The sequence below is a fragment of the Koromonas soli genome (assembly GCF_059726265.1).
The window spans coordinates 3,727,136-3,744,828 of sequence record NZ_AP040872.1 but is presented as its reverse complement, the minus strand read 5'-3'; the positions used below and the strand labels follow the sequence as shown (position 1 = coordinate 3,744,828).

Annotated in this window: 19 protein-coding genes; 6 read left to right on the top strand and 13 right to left on the bottom strand. The window is 58.0% G+C overall.

All coding sequences use genetic code 11. The features are described from left to right. From AC6IY8_RS16295 to tgt, 7 genes are all read right to left on the bottom strand, one after another. On the bottom strand, positions 1-459 hold the full coding sequence (locus tag AC6IY8_RS16295) for an ExbD/TolR family protein (RefSeq protein WP_497775632.1): 459 nt from the start codon (positions 457-459) through the stop codon (positions 1-3). 25 nt (positions 460-484) lie between these two features. After that, positions 485-1,243 (bottom strand): MotA/TolQ/ExbB proton channel family protein, encoded by a 759-nt coding sequence (locus tag AC6IY8_RS16290; protein ID WP_497775630.1) that lies wholly within the window; start codon positions 1,241-1,243, stop codon positions 485-487. 221 nt (positions 1,244-1,464) lie between these two features. After that, positions 1,465-2,229: an energy transducer TonB gene (locus AC6IY8_RS16285; RefSeq protein ID WP_497775629.1), complete on the bottom strand. Its 765-nt coding sequence runs from the start codon at positions 2,227-2,229 to the stop codon at positions 1,465-1,467. Positions 2,230-2,419: 190 nt separating this feature from the next. Next, positions 2,420-3,622, bottom strand: coding sequence for a protein translocase subunit SecF (secF, locus tag AC6IY8_RS16280; RefSeq protein WP_497775628.1), 1,203 nt, complete (start codon positions 3,620-3,622; stop codon positions 2,420-2,422). 129 nt (positions 3,623-3,751) lie between these two features. Beyond that, positions 3,752-5,395 carry a protein translocase subunit SecD gene (secD, locus tag AC6IY8_RS16275; protein ID WP_497775626.1) on the bottom strand — a complete coding sequence of 548 codons (1,644 nt, stop codon included), beginning with the start codon at positions 5,393-5,395 and terminating at the stop codon, positions 3,752-3,754. Between the two features lie 15 nt (positions 5,396-5,410). Continuing rightward, the gene (gene yajC, locus AC6IY8_RS16270) at positions 5,411-5,752 is read right to left on the bottom strand and encodes a preprotein translocase subunit YajC (RefSeq protein ID WP_497775623.1); all 342 of its coding nucleotides are present in this window, start codon (positions 5,750-5,752) and stop codon (positions 5,411-5,413) included. 257 nt (positions 5,753-6,009) lie between these two features. Beyond that, a complete protein-coding gene (tgt, locus tag AC6IY8_RS16265; RefSeq protein WP_497775621.1) occupies positions 6,010-7,149 on the bottom strand; it encodes a tRNA guanosine(34) transglycosylase Tgt in 1,140 nt (379 codons plus the stop codon). Between the two features lie 107 nt (positions 7,150-7,256). Here tgt and AC6IY8_RS16260 point away from each other — a divergent pair, with 107 nt between their 5' ends. Together AC6IY8_RS16260 and AC6IY8_RS16255 are read left to right on the top strand one after the other, a co-directional pair. Next, positions 7,257-7,934, top strand: coding sequence for an HAD family hydrolase (locus AC6IY8_RS16260; RefSeq protein WP_497775619.1), 678 nt, complete (start codon positions 7,257-7,259; stop codon positions 7,932-7,934). Between the two features lie 119 nt (positions 7,935-8,053). Next, complete coding sequence (locus AC6IY8_RS16255; RefSeq protein WP_497775618.1) at positions 8,054-8,410, top strand: STAS domain-containing protein; 357 nt, start codon at positions 8,054-8,056, stop codon at positions 8,408-8,410. Between the two features lie 151 nt (positions 8,411-8,561). Here the strand turns inward: AC6IY8_RS16255 and AC6IY8_RS16250 are convergent, their stop codons facing one another. Together AC6IY8_RS16250 and AC6IY8_RS16245 are read right to left on the bottom strand one after the other, a co-directional pair. Next, positions 8,562-8,957: a thioesterase family protein gene (locus AC6IY8_RS16250; protein ID WP_497775616.1), complete on the bottom strand. Its 396-nt coding sequence runs from the start codon at positions 8,955-8,957 to the stop codon at positions 8,562-8,564. Positions 8,958-9,095: 138 nt separating this feature from the next. Continuing rightward, complete coding sequence (locus tag AC6IY8_RS16245; protein WP_497775615.1) at positions 9,096-9,791, bottom strand: iron-containing redox enzyme family protein; 696 nt, start codon at positions 9,789-9,791, stop codon at positions 9,096-9,098. 148 nt (positions 9,792-9,939) lie between these two features. Between AC6IY8_RS16245 and AC6IY8_RS16240 the strand changes: the two genes are divergently transcribed. Further along, positions 9,940-10,383 carry a YybH family protein gene (locus AC6IY8_RS16240; RefSeq protein ID WP_497775614.1) on the top strand — a complete coding sequence of 148 codons (444 nt, stop codon included), beginning with the start codon at positions 9,940-9,942 and terminating at the stop codon, positions 10,381-10,383. 94 nt (positions 10,384-10,477) lie between these two features. After that, complete coding sequence (locus AC6IY8_RS16235; protein WP_497775613.1) at positions 10,478-11,215, top strand: YIP1 family protein; 738 nt, start codon at positions 10,478-10,480, stop codon at positions 11,213-11,215. 48 nt (positions 11,216-11,263) lie between these two features. Here the strand turns inward: AC6IY8_RS16235 and AC6IY8_RS16230 are convergent, their stop codons facing one another. Next, positions 11,264-11,983 carry an aspartate/glutamate racemase family protein gene (locus tag AC6IY8_RS16230; RefSeq protein WP_497775612.1) on the bottom strand — a complete coding sequence of 240 codons (720 nt, stop codon included), beginning with the start codon at positions 11,981-11,983 and terminating at the stop codon, positions 11,264-11,266. Positions 11,984-12,012: 29 nt separating this feature from the next. Continuing rightward, the gene (gene add / locus AC6IY8_RS16225) at positions 12,013-13,044 is read right to left on the bottom strand and encodes an adenosine deaminase (protein WP_497775611.1); all 1,032 of its coding nucleotides are present in this window, start codon (positions 13,042-13,044) and stop codon (positions 12,013-12,015) included. A 179-nt stretch (positions 13,045-13,223) separates the two neighbouring features. Between add and AC6IY8_RS16220 the strand changes: the two genes are divergently transcribed. Together AC6IY8_RS16220 and AC6IY8_RS16215 are read left to right on the top strand one after the other, a co-directional pair. After that, the gene (locus AC6IY8_RS16220) at positions 13,224-13,730 is read left to right on the top strand and encodes a nucleoside deaminase (protein WP_497775610.1); all 507 of its coding nucleotides are present in this window, start codon (positions 13,224-13,226) and stop codon (positions 13,728-13,730) included. A 264-nt stretch (positions 13,731-13,994) separates the two neighbouring features. Continuing rightward, entirely contained in the window at positions 13,995-15,761 is a 1,767-nt protein-coding gene (locus AC6IY8_RS16215) for a sialidase family protein (protein ID WP_497775609.1), read from the top strand. A gap of 62 nt (positions 15,762-15,823) precedes the next feature. On the opposite strand, the gene AC6IY8_RS16210 is transcribed toward AC6IY8_RS16215, so the two are convergent. Further along, positions 15,824-17,425, bottom strand: a complete 1,602-nt coding sequence (locus tag AC6IY8_RS16210) for an amino acid permease (RefSeq protein ID WP_497775607.1) — start codon at positions 17,423-17,425, stop codon at positions 15,824-15,826. 111 nt (positions 17,426-17,536) lie between these two features. Next, positions 17,537-17,689 carry a hypothetical protein gene (locus tag AC6IY8_RS16205; protein WP_497775605.1) on the bottom strand — a complete coding sequence of 51 codons (153 nt, stop codon included), beginning with the start codon at positions 17,687-17,689 and terminating at the stop codon, positions 17,537-17,539. Between the last annotated feature and the right edge of the window lie 4 nt (positions 17,690-17,693).

Sequence of the window (17,693 nt, the reverse complement as noted above, 5' to 3'; positions counted from 1 at the left end):
CTACTTGGTCCCGGGCGTAGCCGGTGACTCGAGCGAGCCTTGCTTGCGCTCTTCGGTGAGCAGGCCGAGCTGATCCACTCCAGCGGAGCGGACGTTATCGACCACGGAGACCACGTCGCCATACTTGGCGCCGGCGTCGGCTTTCACGAAGATGCGCTTGTCGGGCTTGTTCGCAAGTTTGTCTTTCACTTTGTCGGTCAATGTCTCAGGCGTAACCGAGTCGGAGTTGAAGTAAATCTTCCCGTCGCGCATGACAGCCACGATGAGGGAGTCTTCCTTGTCGGCCTCAGGCATTTTGATCGGATTGTCTGTCTTCGCCAGGGTCACGCTGACGCCCTTCTGGAGCATCGGCGTGATCACCATGAAGATGATCAGCAATACGAGCATCACGTCCACCATCGGAGTCACATTGATATCCGAGTTGACGCCTGCGATCCTTTTCTTCTTGCCGTTTGCCATTTCGTTCCTATCTCCGGGAGTTCAGTTACCGGCGAACGTTGCGGCGCTTCAGGAAGTAGTCGATCAACTCGCTGGAGCTGTTTTCCATTTCAACGTCAAACGCTTCGACGCGACCGGTGAAGTAGTTAAACATCCAGACGGCCGGGATAGCCACGAACAGACCGATAGCAGTCGTAACCAGAGCTTCCGAAATACCACCAGCGACGGCGGCCAGACCGGTTGCCTTGGCGCCCGAGATGCCCTTAAACGCATTCAAAATGCCGACCACGGTTCCGAACAGACCGACGAACGGGGCGGTAGAACCGATGGTGGCCAGACCAGCAAGACCGCGCTTCAGTTCAGCGTGGACGATCGCTTCGGCACGCTCGAGGGCGCGACGGGAAGCTTCGAGCTCTTCACCAGGCAGTTCGGTGGATTCACCATGAGCCTTGAACTCCTGCAGCCCGGCGGCGACAACCTTGGCCAGGTGGCTCTTCTTGTTGCGGTCGGCAACCTTGATCGCTTCTTCGATCTTGCCGTCCTTCAGGGCTCCGGCAACGGCCGGGGCAAAGGCGCGCGACTGGCTGCGGGCAGCCGAGAAGGCGAGCGCGCGATCAATCATGATACCGATCGACCAACCAGACATAAGGAAGAGGACGATGACCACGATTTTGGCCAGCGTGCCCATCTGCTTCCACAGCGAGATCGGATCCCATCCGATACCACCCTCGGGTTCCTGGAAGAGCAGGACCGCGGCTTGGTGCAGGTTGCACAGAACCAGAGTTGCAATGTTTGCGAGAACCATGAGTGAAATTTCCTCCTCAGAACGCCTTGAAAGAGTTCTGATTTTTCGAGTTAGTGCGCAGCCGCTGCTGCGCGATCTTTCCGGGCCGCCGCTTACGCGGAGCTACCCGCAGGTTTGGCAGGATCTCTAAAGAGAGATGCGCCTGCCACCATTGAAGTTCGGTTAAGGAACCGTCTCAGGCCGATAACGCAAGCCAGAAACTGATTACCCCTGATTCGGGACTAGCTTGCTCCCGCCAGGTTGAAGTTGACCGTGACCTGCGTATCCACTTCGACCGGCTCGCCATTCAGAATGTACGGCTTGTACTTCCACTGCCGCACGGCATCAATGGCGCTCTGGATCAACATGGGGTGACCACTGACCGCACGCAGATTCTGAATGCTGCCATCCTTACCAATCACCGCCTGAAGCACCACCGCACCAGAGATGCGAGCCTGCTTGGCCAGCGGAGGATAGGTCGGCTGCACCTTGTGGATCACCATACCGGTGGTGACACCGGAGGACACCTTTACGCGCTGAGGGGTAGCCGCCTTGGGAACCGCAGTGGGAGCAGAGGAAACGATGGACCCGAGCACGCCACCGACAACACCACCGGCCTGACCACCCGGTACGCCACCGACTACACCACCCACAACGCCACCACTCGACGGCGGCGGAGTGTCCTCTTCCTTAATCATCTGGATCTTTTTAGGAATCGTGGTTGGCGCCTTGAGCTGACCGTTGTCGATCTCGGTCTGAACCTTGACCACCTTAACAGGCGCCGGGGTCGCCGCCGGTGGAGGCGGAGGAGGAGGAGGAGGAGGAGGAGCAACCAGATAACCCATCAGCTGCTGCTTGGGAAGTGCTTCAGTGTAGATCAAAGGAATCAGCACGAGTACGCCGACGAGGGCGAATTGGATCAGGAACGACACCATAGTGGCCCAGGGGCCGCGCCGGTGCAACTTCGAGTTCCTCCCGCCAGACTCCAAGAGGCTGTCTTCAAACATAAGCCTGTTCTCCGTTACTTAATCAAATAGACACCGGGGAGATTCCATTTGCTCCCGGAATCGGGCGCGAACCTCAAAAAAATTCACAAAAAAATCAGATAGACCAGAAAAGCCGACTCGGAAGACAGCAAGGCGGGCGACCTCGGGGTCTGCCCGCCTTGTCTGAACCACGTTTTAGACCAGCCCGGCGTTAAGCCTTGGCAGGAGTTTTGTAGCGACGGCCTTCAGTACTGGTGGCCGGCGCTCCCGGCACGCTCTGCTTACCCCGCCACTGTTGATATGCAACCAGCATGGGAGCGGCAATGAAGATCGACGAATATGTACCAATTATGATGCCGATGACCAGGGCAAGAGAGAAGCCGTGCAAAACCTCGCCACCAAAGAGGAACAGTGCCAAAACGGTGAGGAACGTCAGTCCGGAGGTCAGAACAGTTCGGCTCAGCGTCTGGTTGATGCTGCGGTTCACAATCTCGGTGAGCGACTCCTTGCGCAGCAGCTTCACGTTCTCGCGGATACGATCGAAGACTACGATCGTGTCGTTCATCGAGTAGCCGACCAGGGTGAGGATGGCGGCGATGACCGTCAGCGAGATCTCCGTGTTGAGCAGCGAGAAAGCACCCACGGTGATCAGCGTGTCATGGAAGCAGGCGACCACGGCAGCAACACCGTAGATCAGCTCGAACCGGAACCAGAGATACACCAGCATTCCGAGCAACGAGTACAGCGTAGCAAGCAATGCACGCTGGCGAAGCTGAGCTCCGACCTGGGGTCCGACGATTTCTACGTTGCGGACGCCGAAGTTGGAGGTGAAGAAGTCCTGCTGTAGCGCCTGCACGACCGGGCCGGGAACGATGCCGCTGATATCGGAAACCGCATTCAGCACGCCGCCGCGAGTCTTGTCACGGAAATCAACAATGGCGCGAGCCATCTGGCCATACTGCTGCGGGGCATCGGTTCCGAGATGTAAGGGGTCGTTCTTGAGCAGGTAGTCCTGAAGCGAGGTGTAGCCAATGTTGTTCAGGTCGGTCTTACCCGGCTGAGCGTTGGTCTCGAGGGCATTGATGATCTTTTCCTTGCCCTGATCGAGTGCCTGCTCGCTGGTTTCGCGGATGTCGAGCTTGATGAGAAGCTCGTTGCGGCCCGGGCGAGTGTCGGCCTGGATGGTCGGGTTCTTCAGACCGGCGCGGTCGAGCTCATGGCGGATCGCATCCACGTTGGGCGACTGGGTGAACTTGACGTCCACGACAGTGCCACCACGGAAGTCGATGCCGAGCGGGATGCCGTGCCAGGCAACCATGGAGATGATGCCAGCGACGGAGAAGACGAGCGAGAGAGCGAGAAAGAACCACTTCTTGCTCAGGAAGTCGATATTTGTATTGCGAAACAGTTCCACTGTAGAAGCCTTCTACCCGAGAAGCGCGGGCTTCTCTTGAATTCTTTTTGCGCCGCAGTCGCTGCCGCGGTCCCTACACCTGACTTGCTGCGGCGGGCAGCCCGATTACCGGAGTTGCCCGCCGGCGAACTAGATCGAGAGAGCCTCGCCAACCTTGTGGCGGTTGAGGATGCTGTCGAAGATGGTGCGCGATACGAAGACGGCGGTGAACAGGTTGGCCAGCAGACCGAAGGTCAGCGTGACGGCGAAACCCTTGACCGGTCCGGTTCCGAACAGGAACAGGATGGCCGCCGAAACAATCGTGGTGACGTGCGTATCGACAATGGTCACCCAGGCGTGTCCAAATCCCTGCTCAACAGCCGAAGGCGGAGTTTTACCGGCGCGCAGCTCTTCACGAATACGCTCAAAGATCAGCACGTTGGAATCGACGCCCATACCGACGGTGAGGATCAGACCGGCGATGCCGGGCAGAGTCAGCGTGGCTCCCGAGAAGCCGAGGAATCCAAGCAGAATCACGAGGTTCAGGACGAGCGCGAGGTCTGCGTTGATTCCGGCGAAACGGTAATAGACCAGCATGAAGACCATGACGGCCAGCATGCCAATCAGCGCGGCACGAATTCCTTGATGGATCGAGTCAGCTCCGAGCGACGGGCCTACGGTGCGCTCTTCGAGGTACTTGATCGAGGCCGGAAGAGCACCCGAGCGAAGGATCATCGCAAGATCTTTCGTCTGCTGCTCGGAGAACGATCCGGAGATGCGGCCCTGGTCGCGGATAGCTTCCTTGATGTTCGCGATTTCCTGCACCTTGCCGTCCAGCACAATGGCCAGAGGCTCGCCAATGTGTGAGGAGGTGAAGTTGTAGAAACGCTCGCCACCGTCGCGCGTGAGATTGAAGATCACATCCGGGCGACCACTCTCTTCACGTCCGGACTCGGCCGAACGCAGGTCGCGACCGCTGACGGCTGAGACACGGCTGATCAGATAGAAGACTTCGCCATTCTCATTGCCACCCTTGCTACCGATGCTGCGCCCCTTCATGATGACCGCGTCGGAAGGAAGAATGCCACCATGTGCGGCGAGAGCTTCCTGCTCGCTGCCGTAGGCCTTGCCATTGTCGAGACCCTGACGGATCTCAAGCATGGCGGTGGACTGCATGACTTCCTTCACGCGGGCAGGGTCGTCCACGCCGGGAAGCTGCACGAGAATCTGGTATTCGCCGAGGCCGTGCTCCTGAATGATCGGCTCGGAGACACCAAGCTGGTCAATTCGGTTGCGGATGGTTTCGATCGCCTGCTCGACGGCGCGCTTCTTGATGGAATCCAGAACCTGCGGCTTGAGAGCCACGGCCCAGGAGTTCTCGGCGCCGGAGGCAAGATCGTATTCACCAAACTGCTCATTGATGAGCGAGCGCAGGTCGCCGGCGGCACCGATATCGACGCCACGAACGCTGATGCGCTGCGGAGCAGCCACAGGATCGGTCTTAACGATGTCGCCGTAGTTGATGTTTTTCTTCTTCAGCGCATCCTTTAGACGCTCGACAGTCTGATCGGTTTCAGCGTTGACGGCATCATTGACCTGCACCTGAAGGATGAGGTGGGTGCCGCCGCGAAGATCGAGACCGAGGTGGATGTTTTCCTGAATGCCAGCGACAAGACCGCGGGTCTTGATGGCTTCAAGGCTCTTCTGAGGATCAGTACCGAGGAAAATTCCCCAGACGAACACGATCAGAGTAGCGAGGATGAGTACGACTTTCCAAAGCAGGTTCTTCTTCATGGAAACCGCGACCGCCTAAGATTTCTTTGCGCCATCGTCGATGGTGACCGATGCGATGGCATTGCGAGCAACTTCAATTTTCAGGTTATCCGGGGGTACGCGCAGGACAATGCTCCCCGCGTCAGTTCCCTCAGCTTGCCTGATGGAAAGAATGATACCGATGATGCCTCCGGTGGTGGTGACACGGTCGCCGGACTTAAGGTTGGCCAGCATGTCCTGCCACTTCTTCTGCCGTTTTTGCTGCGGCATGATGAGGAGGAAGTAGAAGATGGCGAAGATCGCCACCATCATCAGAAGACCAGTCATCCCTCCACCAGACTGCTGGAACAGGACGAGGGATGCGAAATGAGCAATCATTCTTTAGGGCTCCCGCCGCTTGCCGGTGCCCGCTGGCATATCGCGGCGCAGAATATATAACTACCTGGAACATCGCGGCGAGCCTGCGCACGAGAGACACACTCTGAGCACAGGAGTGACTCACCGGTGGTGCCAAAGTTCTTCTGGTATCTGGGAGTTCAGATTAACGCGAATTCCAAGTTCCAGCACGCAGAAATTGGGGATGACGGCCGCGAAAAGGTAAAAACTTAGCGAACGCCCACAACTTTGCCCGGTCCCTAGACGGCGGAACGAGCGTTTGCAAATTCCCCTGAAATGATAGTCTCTCGGACGCGCCGCATGATGTCAAGGTAATGCGCCAGATTATGCACGGTGTTAAGCACTTGTGCCAGCACCTCCTGAGAGGAATACAGGTGGCGAAGATAAGCTCGTGAATACCTTGCACATACCTTGCACGGGCACCGCGGGTCGATAGGGCCTTCGTCGCGGGCAAAGCGCGCGTTCTTGATGTTGAGCTTGCCCTCACTGGTGAAGAGCAGTCCGTGGCGGGCGGCGCGGGTGGGCATGACGCAATCCATCATGTCCACGCCAAGGCGTACGTATTCAACAATCTCCTCGGGCGTGCCGACTCCCATCACATAGCGCGGCTTGTCGGCGGGCAGCAGAGGAATGGTCGCATCCATCATCTCCCAAGTCTTGTCGCGAGGCTCTCCCACGGCAAGTCCTCCGATGGCGTATCCGGGGAAGCCAATCTCCAATGTGCGCTCTGCGGATTCGCGGCGAAGGTCGGCGTACATGCCTCCCTGCACAATGCCGAAGAGAGCCTGAGTTTGCTCGGAGCCGAATTGGCGCGTCTTCTCCTCAAACCACGGCACCTCATGCTTGTGGGCCTCGAAATACTGCTTGCTGCGCAGCGCCCAGCGCGCTGTCATCTCCATCGACTTGCGAGCCCGCTCGTAGGTGGCCGGAAACTCGGTGCATTCATCGAAGGCCATGATGATGTTGGCGCCAAGGCCAATCTCGGTGGCAATCGAGGTTTCAGGCGAGAAGAAGTGCAACGAGCCATCCAGATGCGAGCGGAACTGGACACCGTCTTCGGTGAGCTTGCGCAACTCGCTCAAGCTGAATACTTGGAACCCGCCGGAGTCGGTGAGGATGGGTTTGTGCCATGCCATGAACTTCTGCACCCCGCCGAGCTGGCGCACGGTCTCGACTCCGGGACGGAGATAGAGGTGGTAGGTGTTGTTGAGCAGGATCTGAACGCCGAGTTCTTCCAGCAGATCCTGCGGAACACCCTTGACAGAAGCGACGGTGCCGACGGGCATAAAGACGGGAGTGCGAACCTCTCCGTGCGGGGTGATGAAACGGCCAGCGCGCGCGGCGCCACAAGTGGCTTCAACCTGAAACGAAAATGACATGGAGAGTTGATTGTAAAAGACGAGGTTTCAAGGTTTCAAAGGTTTCGTCGGTGTCACGAGCTCAAATCGCCACCGCTTGGGTAAGTTGCGAGTGTAGGATTTCAGTTATGCATACGTTGAAGGCCATCATTTTTGATTACGGAAAAGTGTTGTCGCTGCCGCCTACTCTGGAAGACTGGAAGCGGATGAGTGCGCGATTTGGCAAGGACTTGCAGAGCTTCCAGAAGATCTACTGGCACCATCGCGAAGCAATCGATCTGGGTACTCTGGACAATGCAGGGTACTGGAAGAAAGTCGGAAGCGACTGCGGCATTGAAATCAGCGACGAGGAAGCCGTGCGGCTGATGGCCGTGGACAACGAGCAATGGACTAAGGAATGTCCCGAGACCGTACAGTTTGCCCGTGACCTGAAGGCTGCGGGATACAAGATCGCCATTCTGAGCAACATGGAATTCAAGATGCTCGAAGCCATGCGGCGAAAATTCGCTTGGCTCGACGAGTTCGACGTCCAAATTTATTCCTGCGAACTCGGGATCATGAAGCCCGCGCCTGAGATTTACCGCCTTTGCTGCGAGCGACTGGGGTGCGAGCCTGAAGAAGCATTGTTCCTCGACGATAAGAAGGTAAACACCGACGCTGCGAAGAAAGCCGGATTGCAGAGCTATGTATTTCACTCGGCGCCGGATCCGGTAATGCTCACGGGCGAGCCCGAGATCACGGTCACAGAGCTCCGGCATTTGTTGCTGGGAGAGGCGAAGTCAGTAGGCGGCGCCGAGAAACGATAGCGCTCTATTCGACGCGGTAGCACGATGGAATTGGACAACAGGGGACGGGCTAGTTGAATCAGACGAAACCCCGGCGGAGTGTATCCAAACTGCATCTCTGCGCGGGGACGGAGGGTCACATGGCTGCGAATCCCCTTCCCAACTCCGGATTGAACGTCATAACCCAGAAGAACGACACGGAAGCCACGGTTCTCTGTAGCGGCAGAATCAACTCAAGCACATCGGAAGAGCTAACCGAAACAGTGCGTCCGCTACTGACGGGACGGGACAACGTCGTTCTCGATCTTACCGACGTTCAATATATGGACAGTTCGGGACTCGGCGCAATAGTTCGGCTGTACGTTTCGGCTCGACGTGAACACTGCAAACTTCGTGTCGTAAACCTCAACAGTCGGCTTAAAGAACTCTTTAGTCTGACTCGGTTGGGCGACGTGCTGTGCGAGGGTAGGGATCCTGAATACCCGATTATGCCCTGACCGGAAAGAGGCAGCGGAAGCTCAAGCTCCGTCACGACTTGAAACTCGTCATCGGACGCACACGTTATCAAACGATGCCCCCATCTGCGGATTGCGGAGATGGGGGCGTCGACTCGAAGCATTATTTTGAGAGCAGGACAAAACGCGAGAATTACGGCTTGGGGATGTCGTGCTTCTTGAGGAAATCGTCAACGCGGACGATGGCGCGAGTAATGACACCCGTGCCGATTTCACGCTTCCCTTCGTGCGCTGAAACACGGATTTTGTAGAAACGCCCCTCGATCGCCTCAACTTCGGCGGTGGCGCGCACGACAGTGTTCATGCCCGCCGGAGCGCGATGCTCCACAGAAATGGCAGTGCCTACCGAGATTTCACCCGGCTCGAGGTAAGGATGCAACGCATTGGAGCCCGCTGTCTCCATCAAACGGATCATGTCCGGCGTGGAGTAAAGAGGCGGAAGTTGATGACTGTGCGCCGTCAGAGTGTGTTCGTACTGCACCCGCTCCTCTGCCGTACCTTTAGCGCCAACTGGAACCGTTTTCACCATAGGGCGGACACTCTATCGAACTGCGGGCCGAACAGCAAGCGAAAGTATTCAGGATCTGTGAAGGCGTCCGAATCGGGGAAGAGACAGTAGGGTTTTAACAGGCGGCCCAATGAGCCGCCTTTCCTGGAGAGCCTTCCACTACATGGCGGGAGCGTAGCGGTACTGAAGATTGTGCGCGTTACTGGCATCCAAAGCCTGCCACAACCAGTAGGCCGCGCGTTCGGCTGCGTCGAGGGCAGGAACGGCGAGATTGCAGTTGCGTGCAATCACCCTGATCAGTTCCTCGCGCCAGATCTCCGAGTGGCGAACGTCGGCATAGGTGTGGAGCGCAAAGTATCCGCAGGTGCGAGCGTCGGCACGATAATGCCGCAACAGCCCTCGGGCACGCTCCCCACTGATGCGGGGAATCTGCGACTCATAGGCGTAAAAGGTAGCAAGCACTTCGGCGGGAGAATCCTTGCAGGCGCTGCGGTAAAACCGCTCGATCAGGTTACGGACCGGCGGGCTTGGCTCGCCGGTTCGCACCCGATCAGGAGATAGCCCAATCCCTTCGGCAAAGTCCAACCACATGTCGCTGTGAGCGCGTCCTTCAATTTCCTCTTCTGCCAGGTTGCGCAGGACGGCCCGACGCAACGGCCCATCCGCCAGGCGGGAGTGGAGCGCGCTCAGAAAAGTGGGAAAGGCAGCGACATGATGAAAATATTCGTCAGCGTATGCGCGTAAATGATCGAGACTAAGATGGCCGTTGCTCCACGCCTGATAAAAGGGGTGCTTCAGAAGATCGTGCCGCGCAATACGTTCGTCGAGCGTGCGCTGAAAGAGCTTAAGGTTCATGAGTCCTCCGAATGAAACATAAGTGCTTCCCCTGAGTGGTAAGTGTTATTGGAGGAGACTACTCGGTGATCTACTCTCATTCAACTTTTCCGGTAAATTGGCCCTGAATTCAGGCAAAAATTTGAGAGCAGCAGGACAGAGGTGAATCATGCAAAGACAACTCTGGACCACCTTCGCGATTCTCGTTTTATGCGGCACATTGGCAGCACAAGCGGGCATAGCAGCGGCGGAGAAAGCAATCCGCGCCGAACTCGACGCGCAAGTCGCGGCCTGGAATCGCGGCGATCTGAAGGGTTACATGGATGGCTACTGGCATTCGCCAGAGCTGACCTTTTTCGCCGGTGCGAAGCGTGCCGCCGGTTGGGACGCCGCTTATGCACGCTATCGCGCAGCCTACACAGGCACGGGGAAGGAGATGGGCACCCTGCAGTTTACCGATGTGCAGGTGGAAATGCTCGGCCCGGAGACTGCCTTTGTGCGCGGCGGATGGGTGCTAACGATGAAGAACGGAAAGACGCGAAGCGGCCTATTTACGCTACTCGTCAGGCATTTCGACGATGGCTGGCGTATTATCCATGACCACTCGTCGTAAGGGTGAGAGCGGAAACAGAGAACAATTCGACTCCTCGCCGGACAAAATTGGCTACAATCTCACGAACATCATTTCGCTATTTTGTGGAGACCTTATGAGCACCTCTGCAGTGTCAGTGGAGTCCGCACCTGCGCTCGGCCAAGGCCAACGCCTGCTGTACACTTTCACCGCGCCCTCGAAAACGATGGCCGACCTGCGCAACAACACAAGCTGGTGGATTCCATGGCTGCTGGTCTCGATCTTCTCAATTTCGTTTGTGTTCGCAATCGACAAGAAGATCGGCTGGGGACAGGTGATCGAATCGCAGATCCAGGCAAATCCGAAGGCCGCCGAGCGGATGGAGAAGATTCCAGCAGATCAGCGCGAAAAGATCATGCAGCAGCAGGAAACAGGCGCACGGTTCGTTGCTTACGGGGCACCGGTCACGAATCTGCTTCTACTGGTGATCGTGGCGGGCGTGCTGCTGGGTTTGTTCAATTTCGGTTTTGGCACGAAGCTGAATTTCCGGCAAACGATGGCGGTGGCGACCTATGGGTTCTTGCCTGCAATCCTAAGCACGGTTCTGGCAACGATCGTCGTATGCGTTGTCGATCCGGAGGCTTTTGACGTGAAGTTCCCGACGGCCACCAGCATCGGATACTTCATCCCAAGCACCATGCCCTTCTGGAGGACTCTGCTGGGGGCTTTCGACGTCTTCAGCATCTGGTCCATGTTCCTGATGGCCATTGGCATTTCGCAACTGAGCAAGGTGAAGAGGGGCACGGCATTCGGCGCGATCTTTGGATTATTCGTTTTCGTGAAGCTCTTGGCGGCGGCAGCGAGCGCCATGTAGCGAATTACAAGCTCCGCAGGGCAAGGGCTCCCATCCCGGGAGCCTTTCTTATTTTGTCGCGGCCTGAGCCACGTCGCGTGTGGCACGGGCAAGCGCTGCGCGGGCAAGCAGCCGCGTGGAGTCGAGCACAGGAAGTGGCGACGTTTCATTGCCGATGAGCAAGGGGAGCTCCGTGCATCCGAGGACGACGGCATCGCAGCCCTCGGCCTTCATGCGGCTCACAATCGTACTCAGCACTCCGAGCGAGTCGGAGCGAAAAATGCCATTCACCAGTTCGCTGAAGATGATGTGGTCGATGCGTCCGCGGTCGAGCGGCGAGGGAACGCGGTATTCGATGCCGCGTCGCGAAAGGACCTCGGGATAGACGGGGCCTTCCATGGTGTACTTCGTGCCGGTGATGGCGAGGCGCTGGAATCCGTGTTCCTGGGCGGAGTTGGCGACCTCTTCCGCAATATGCAGCCAAGGCAGAGGCGATGCCGAAGCCACCTGCTCGAAGCAGCGATGAATCGTGTTGTCGGGCGAGAGCAGGAAATCGGCTCCGCACTGCTGAAGCTTGCGCGCTGAGGACAACATGAGTTCGGCGACGGCGTCCCAGTCGTCGCGCTCGATGGCCTGCATGTATTCGCCGAGGCAATGCGTGTGCATCGAGATTTCGGGATGCATGTGGGGTCCGAGGATGGCCGGAGCCTCGGCGCAGATCGTACGGTAGCAGAGCGCGGCACCTTCGGCCGAGCAGGCGACGATTCCAATGTGGAGCGGGTGAGGCATCGTAAGTTCGTGTCCTTGACGGCGATCCGTCACAGCAGTTTCAGCAGCTCGCGCTTACGTTCCTCAGGAAGCCATGAGGCGCGAAACGAGTTGGCGGCAAGCTGACGCAATTCCTCGTTGGTGAATCCAAAAGCATCTTGCGCCAACTGGTACTCGCCGACAAGTGTCGTTTGGAACATCTCCGGGTCATCGGTATTCAGAGTGACAAGGGCTCCGGCGTCGAAATAGCGACGCAGGGGATGCGAATTGAGGTCCGTGCAGCAACTGGTGCGCAGGTTCGAAGTCACACAGAGCTCGAGCGGCACCTGCTCGCGAACCAACCGCTCCACCAGTTGCGGATCGTGATAGGCGTTGAGTGCGTGACCGAGGCGCTCGGCCTTGAGCACGTCAAGCGCGCCGTAGATGGACGCGGGGCCGACGGTTTCCCCGGCATGCACACTGAGGCGGAGCCCGTGACGAGCGGCGCGAGCATAAACCTGATCGAACAACTCGGGACCCGCGATGCGCTCGTCGCCTCCAATGCCAATGCCGATCACATTTTGCTGCTGGTGCTGGATGGCGCTGGCGAGAACCTTCTCTCCCTCGTCGGGACCAAAGTGACGGACGGCGTCGAAAATCCAGTACAGGGTGGTGCCAAAATCCTTTTCACCGCGAATGCGTCCGCGCTCCATGCCTTCAAAGAGCGGATCGAACGGCTGCCCGCGCCAGAAGATGACCCCAACACTGACGAAGACTTCGGCGTGCAGGCATCCTTGGGCAGCGAGCTTTTCGATCAGCCGATAGGTGATGAGTTCGAAGTCCTCTGGATCGCGCAAACGCTCGGTCACCGATTTGAATGCGATCAGAAAACCAGTGAAATCCTCATAGTTGTACAGTGCCGCGCACTCAGACTCGGTCAGCGTACGATGCGAGTCGGGCAGCGGCTTATAGCGATTGTTGGCCCACGGGAATGGCGTGTGATGCTTTTCGCTGAGCTGGCTGAGCGTGCGGGGATCGACGGAACCCTCAAGATGAAGGTGGAGTTCGGCCTTGGGTAGCCGCGTAATAAAATCGTTGTTCACTGAACCATTCTATGCAAAAACGCGCAGAGACCTGAATGTTCTGCCGTGAGATGTTGCTGTATCACCAGCCCCGCGCGAGAGAGATGCTAGAATCGGTTGTCAATCTCCCCCAACAATCCAGTCCAGAGCAAATTGCAGGATGCTGGAGAGTCCGGTCCTGACCGGTGAAAGGCGGGTTCATGGTTCAACAGAAGATCACTCCTGACGCGGTCAACTCGCCAGAGCACACTCGTTTCATTTCTCGCGCCATCGAACTTGCGGTCGAGAACGTGAAGGCCGGAGGCGGCCCTTTTGGCGCGGTCGTCGTGCGCGAGGGAAAGATCATCGGCGAGGGTGCCAACAGCGTAACGCGAAGCTACGATCCCACGGCACACGCCGAAGTCGTCGCGCTGCGCGCCGCCTGCAAGCAGGTGCAGCAATTTCATTTGCCCGATTGCGTGATCTACACGAGCTGCGAGCCCTGTCCCATGTGTCTTGCAGCCTCCTACTGGGCGCATATTCCGCGGGTGTATTACGCGGCAGACGCAGATGGCGCTGCGGCTGCTGGCTTTGGCGACGCCTTCCTTTACGAGCAGTTCAGGCTTCCGCGAGAGGAGCGTGAAATAGAGCTCATCCACCTCGACCATACCGACGCCCAGAAAGCTTTCGAGGAGTGGAGCAAGACCACAGAGCGGGTGGACTACTAACCTCCGCTCTACTTCACTCCCAACGGTTCAAGATAGTCGTACCCAGGTCTGAAACGGCGTTTTTTTTCAGCGCTAATTTCCGACCTTTCATCTTCGTCCTGAGCCCTGCCGTTCTGAGATTGTTCCGTCCAGCGAATCAACATCCTCCAGCTAAGCCCCAGACAACCCGCTTCCGGTGCCCTAGATCAATACGGGCGCAAACAAGGGTCATCGGGAAACTCAGCACGGTACGACAAACCGTCGTTCCCATCTAGGAGGAAATTCATGGCGACATTGAACGAATCACGTCCTGCCACATCCAGCGCCCGATCACTTTGGCGAATAGCGGCTGCCAGCCTACTTATCTGCGCAGGTGCAACAGCCTCGTTCGCAGCATCGACCGCGGGCGCAAACGTTCGCGTCACGGTCGATCAAAACAGCACCTACGTCAGCGCCAATCAGCTCGCGGGAGGATCGTACACCGACGCGGTTCTGCAGCGCTGCGGAGTGGATCGCAGGCCGCAGAATGAACCTACGCTGGCCATCGATCCGCGAAATGCCGCCGTTTGGGCGAGCGGGGCAAACGATTACTGCACTGTGCCCGTCTCGGGAGACGCGTGGGTTGGTTTTTACCGCAGCACTGACACTGGAAAGACCTGGACCGATAGCCTGGTGCCGGGCTACAACGGCGACACCTCATCCGAGGCCGCGGCTTCTCCTCTGCACAGCCTCGTGCTGCGCGGATCTACCGCGGCGGGAGACCCGGTGATGGGTTGGGACGGCCAAGGCAATCTCTTTGTCATGGGCAATAATTTCAGCCGCGGAACAGAGAACGGCGTCTCTGGTAGAACCCGCAACAACATTGGCTCGATCTGGGTGGCGACCTACGCACCGGTTGATCCGGCGAGTACCGCCACTGACGGCGCAAAATACCTGCGTACAGTGATCATCGCCACGAACACCTTTGGCCTTGGCTCGTTCAATGACAAGACGAGCATGGCGGTCGATCCCGCGACGGGCTACATCTACACCGCGTGGTCAGACTTCCACGGCTCCGGCTGCAACCAGATTCTCTTCAGCCGCTCAACGGACCATGGGGCGACGTTCAGTGCTCCACGCAAGATCTCGGCCGGAATCTGCAGCAACCAGGGACCGTCGATTGCGATCGGGCCGTCCGGTACGGTGTACATCGGATGGCAGGCGACCACGGGCGGATCTTTCGCGCAAGCGCCCAAAGCCATTAGCGGCGCGGCCTTCACGGTCTCGACCGACTTTGGGCAAACTTTCAGCAAGCCAACCATCCCGGTCGTCTATACACCTTTTGTTTCAGAGCAGTTCTCTGGTAATGGTGCGCGCGAGTGTGGCGATGCGCCATTCAATTGCCCGACCGGGTACACCTTCCCACGTTTCGACTTGGCTCCGCCTTACCTCGCCGCTGACAACGTTCATGGAACGGTGGTGATGGCCTTCCAAGTGGCACAGGCTTCGGGACAAGGCGAGATCGAATACGTGTATTCGACAAATGGCGGGAGCACCTGGAGCAGTCCAGCACTACTTTCGGCGAGCGGCACTGGACACCAGTTCTTCCCATTTCTTGCCGCATCGGCCGGACGCGTGAACGCCATCTGGGATGACTCTCGCGGTGACTCAACCTATGCTCCAACCAGACCACCATGCAATAGCGCTACCGGGCAAACCAGCGCGTGCGTAAACGTACGCTATGCAGAGTCGTTGGATGGTGGCAAGACTTGGGGGGCGAGCATCCAGGTGACGGACACTCCTACCAATCCCAACTATGAGCAGTTCAGCGGCAGGACGGTGCCCTTCTTCGGCGACTACATCACAGTCGCCGCACAAGGGGATACAGTGGGCGCAACATGGACCGACCAAAGGAATACGGTCCCCGCTCCTGACACCTCGGCTGACAACGACGGCGCGGACGTAGCCGGCGATCCGGAGACGGGAGGAACTTGCACGTCAACCTTAACTGCCTGCTTTGACGCAACAGGTGGATTAGACCAGAACATCTACGGCTCGACGATCACACCTTGATGCGCGGACGTTCGAAGTCCCGGACCTCAGCCGTCGCTCGGGGTTCCGGGACTTTTTCTTGTCTATAGGGAATTGTTTGCGAACTCGCTGCGGCTGCGGCTGAAGCCGAAGTAAATAATCAGCCCCAAGCCTAGCCAGACGAAGAATCTAATCCAGGTGATCACCGTCAGGCCAGCCATGAGACCTCCGCAGAGCACCACAGATATGAGCGGGAAGATGGGCACCAGGGGAACTTTGAATCCGCGCGGGCGGTTCGGTTGAGTACGTCGCAGAACGAGCACTCCGAGGGAGACCAGAACAAAGGCGAACAGTGTTCCGATATTGGAAAGATCGGCGGCATCGCCGATATCGACCAGTCCCGAAGGAAGGCCAACCGCGAGTCCCGCGATCCAGGTGGACCAGTGCGGCGTCTTGAATTTCGTGTGCACGCGTGAGAAGAACTCAGGCAGCAGGCGGTCGCGCGACATGGCGAACCAGATACGCGTTTGCCCGTACTGGAAGACCAGCAGTGAGCTCAGCATTCCCATAAGCGCGCCGATGATGATGACCGAACGCCAGATAGGACGCGCTCCGAGTTGTTGCAGCGCGTAGGCCACCGGAGCTTCCGCGGCGGGGCCGTCGGCAAACACCGAGTACTTCATCATGCCCAGCAGCACCAGAGCGACGCCAACATAAAGCACAGTGCAAACCACCAGAGAAGCGATGATGCCAAAGGGTATGTCGGTTTGCGGGTGCTTCGATTCTTCGGCGGCGGTCGAAACCGAATCGAATCCGATATAGGTGAAGAACACGATGGCTCCGCCGGTAAGCACGCCGCTAAACCCGGAGGGCGCAAACGGCACCCAGTTCGACTTTTGCACCAGCATTCCGCCGACGCCGAGGAAGAGCGCGATGGCAGCGATCTTGATGGCGACCATCACGTTATTCACTTTGGCCGACTCGCGTACGCCGCGCACCAGCAGCCAGCTCAAGATCATGACAACGATGAATGCGGGCAGGTTGAAATAGGCTCCCGTCCACTTACCCGAGGCCCATACAGGCGAAGACCACTTTTCCGGCAGCACCAATCCGAACTGCGCGAGCTGCGCCTTTAAATATCCGGCAAAGCCGACGCAGACAGCGACATTCGAGACGGCGTATTCGAGGATGAGATCCCAGCCGATGATCCAGGCGAAGATTTCGCCGAGCGTCGCGTAACTGTACGTGTAGGCCGATCCGGCAATGGGAATCATCGAGGCCAGCTCTGCATAACAGAGCCCGGCGAAGGAGCAGGCGATTGCCACGAGCACAAACGAGATCGCGATAGCCGGGCCCGCTGGCGGACGGCCGTGCATGAGCGCGCCGTGCAGGTTTCCATGGGTAAGAAAATTCCAGAAGATATCCATGACCTGCGCATGGAAGATCGACGGCGCTTCGAAATGTTCCCCGGCGGCGGCCGTGCCGGTAAGGACGAAGATGCCCGAGCCAATAATGGCTCCGATGCCGAGCGCGGTGAGCGACCAGGGGCCTAGAGTTTTCTGCAGGCGATGGCCGGGTTCTTCGGCCTCAGAGATGAGCCTGTCGATCGACTTGCGGGCAAAAAGTTGACTCGCCAGCGGATTGCTCCTCGTTCCCGGCTTACTTACGTTTCGGGTGTGATGGGGAATGTTCCCGCTTGCAATCATAGCAAGCAAAGACCGCACAGCGTGTTAAGAAGATGCGATGGGCTCAATGCAAGAAGCCCCACTTCTGGCCAGAGAGGCAGAAGTGGGGCTTCGGAATCGTTGAAGTTGTGACTAGCGCTTGGACTGACCGCGTGCGGCTTTCTTCACTTTTTGCTTCTTGGAGCCGCGTTCATAAGTGCGTTCGGCCTTGGGAGCAGCCTTCTTGCGCGCAGTGCGCTTGGCGGCCTTGCGTTCTTCCTTGGGCAGTGCGGAGGTGTTAGGCATTCTC

Coding starts and splice junctions, on each gene's coding strand:
- AC6IY8_RS16230 (WP_497775612.1), bottom strand. CDS start 11,983: ATGCCTCACCCGCTCCACATTGGAATCGTCGCCTGCTCGGCCGAAGGT.
- AC6IY8_RS16290 (WP_497775630.1), bottom strand. CDS start 1,243: ATGGTTCTCGCAAACATTGCAACTCTGGTTCTGTGCAACCTGCACCAA.
- AC6IY8_RS16240 (WP_497775614.1), top strand. CDS start 9,940: ATGCAAAGACAACTCTGGACCACCTTCGCGATTCTCGTTTTATGCGGC.
- AC6IY8_RS16210 (WP_497775607.1), bottom strand. CDS start 17,425: ATGATTGCAAGCGGGAACATTCCCCATCACACCCGAAACGTAAGTAAG.
- AC6IY8_RS16295 (WP_497775632.1), bottom strand. CDS start 459: ATGGCAAACGGCAAGAAGAAAAGGATCGCAGGCGTCAACTCGGATATC.
- AC6IY8_RS16205 (WP_497775605.1), bottom strand. CDS start 17,689: ATGCCTAACACCTCCGCACTGCCCAAGGAAGAACGCAAGGCCGCCAAG.
- AC6IY8_RS16215 (WP_497775609.1), top strand. CDS start 13,995: ATGGCGACATTGAACGAATCACGTCCTGCCACATCCAGCGCCCGATCA.
- AC6IY8_RS16285 (WP_497775629.1), bottom strand. CDS start 2,229: ATGTTTGAAGACAGCCTCTTGGAGTCTGGCGGGAGGAACTCGAAGTTG.
- AC6IY8_RS16245 (WP_497775615.1), bottom strand. CDS start 9,791: ATGAACCTTAAGCTCTTTCAGCGCACGCTCGACGAACGTATTGCGCGG.
- AC6IY8_RS16250 (WP_497775616.1), bottom strand. CDS start 8,957: ATGGTGAAAACGGTTCCAGTTGGCGCTAAAGGTACGGCAGAGGAGCGG.
- yajC (WP_497775623.1), bottom strand. CDS start 5,752: ATGATTGCTCATTTCGCATCCCTCGTCCTGTTCCAGCAGTCTGGTGGA.
- secD (WP_497775626.1), bottom strand. CDS start 5,395: ATGAAGAAGAACCTGCTTTGGAAAGTCGTACTCATCCTCGCTACTCTG.
- tgt (WP_497775621.1), bottom strand. CDS start 7,149: ATGTCATTTTCGTTTCAGGTTGAAGCCACTTGTGGCGCCGCGCGCGCT.
- AC6IY8_RS16220 (WP_497775610.1), top strand. CDS start 13,224: ATGGTTCAACAGAAGATCACTCCTGACGCGGTCAACTCGCCAGAGCAC.
- AC6IY8_RS16260 (WP_497775619.1), top strand. CDS start 7,257: ATGCATACGTTGAAGGCCATCATTTTTGATTACGGAAAAGTGTTGTCG.
- AC6IY8_RS16235 (WP_497775613.1), top strand. CDS start 10,478: ATGAGCACCTCTGCAGTGTCAGTGGAGTCCGCACCTGCGCTCGGCCAA.
- AC6IY8_RS16255 (WP_497775618.1), top strand. CDS start 8,054: ATGGCTGCGAATCCCCTTCCCAACTCCGGATTGAACGTCATAACCCAG.